The organism is Sphingomonas sp. CCH9-F2 (genome assembly GCF_001556735.1).
Classification (GTDB): domain Bacteria; phylum Pseudomonadota; class Alphaproteobacteria; order Sphingomonadales; family Sphingomonadaceae; genus Sphingomonas; species Sphingomonas ginsenosidimutans.
This window is the reverse complement of record NZ_LSJO01000604.1, coordinates 1-1,357: the sequence shown is the minus strand read 5'-3', so window position 1 is coordinate 1,357 and position 1,357 is coordinate 1. Positions and strand designations below refer to the sequence as shown.

At 73.5% G+C, this 1,357-nt stretch carries 1 protein-coding gene; it reads left to right on the top strand.

Features of this window, described 5'->3' with window-relative positions:
* Positions 1 to 98: 98 nt before the first annotated feature.
* A partial coding sequence (locus AX685_RS16770; protein WP_231738992.1) for a family 20 glycosylhydrolase occupies positions 99 to 1,357 on the top strand: 1,259 nt, incomplete at its 3' end.

The following is a 1,357-nucleotide window of genomic DNA, read 5'->3' as shown; positions in this document are numbered from 1 at the left end:
TGGTCGACGATCGCCCGGCGACGTGCCCCCCGCCAGCCGCGGACCCTGCCTCCGCGCCGGTGCCGGCAGGCGTCGCCAGCCCGCCGCCCCCGCGCTGCATGATCGCCGATATCGACATCGACACCCCCGGCGGCGTCGCGGTGCCCGCCGGGCTGGAGATTCGCACCAGCCTGATCGGCAGCGTCATGGCGATCGACAGCGACGATTTCACCAGCCGCACCGTCAACGGCGACGTGACGGTGTTCGCGCTGAAGCCGGGCCGCACGCTGGCGCCAGGGCGGCATTACCGGCTGCGCCTGACCACCACGGTGCCGTTCTTCTCGCGCTCGTTCGTGATGCCCAACGCCGCGCTCGCCGCGCCGGGGCTGGCGCCGGTGGTGATCGCGGCGACGCGCCCCGGCACCGATACGGCGACCGGGCTGGAAACGCAGCCCTATGTCGCGCCGATGACCGACGAGCCGCGGCTGGCGACCGCCGATGCGGTCGACCGCAACGTCTGGCTGACGCCCGCGCGCGCCTTCGCCCGCTACGCCGCGCGGGGGGAAGCGGCGCGCCCCGATATTGCGATCCTGCCCGCACCCACCCATGTCGAGCGCCCGGATGGCGCCCCGCTCGACCTGACGCGCGGGGTGCGCGTGGCGCTGCGCGGGGTGGCGCGCGCCGCGATCGCCCCCGCGCTCGACGGTCTCGCCCGCGCCGGGGTGGGAAGCGGCACGGTGCCGCTGTCGATCGCGGTCGGCGATGCGGCGCTGCCGGCGGAGGGCTATCGCCTGACCGTCGACGCACGCGGCATCGCCATCGCCGCGCACGACGCAGCAGGCGCGGCCTATGCGCTGCGGTCGCTGGCGCAGCAGGCCGCGCATGAGGACCGCCGGATGAAGCCGCTGACGATCGCCGATGCACCGCGGCTCGGCTATCGCGGGCTGCACATCGACATCGCGCGTAACTTCCACAGCCGTGACGAGATCCTGCGCATCATCGACCAGATGGCGGCGATCAAGCTCAACACGCTCCACCTCCACCTCGCCGACGACGAAGGCTGGCGGATGCAGATCGCGGCGCTGCCCGAACTGACGCAGGTCGGCGCCTACCGCTGCCTCGATCTCGACGACCGCACCTGCCTGCAACCGCAGCTGGGGGCCGATCCCGCGCGCGAGGCGCCGACCAACGGCTATCTGACGGAGCGCGACTATCTGGCGATCCTGGCGGCGGCAAAGGCGCGGCAGATCACCGTCGTCCCCTCGTTCGACATGCCCGGCCATTCGCGCGCCGCGATCAAGGCGATGGAGGCGCGTTACCGCCGGCTCGCCGCCGCCGGGCGGATGGCGGAGGCGGAACGCTACCGGCTGGTCGAACC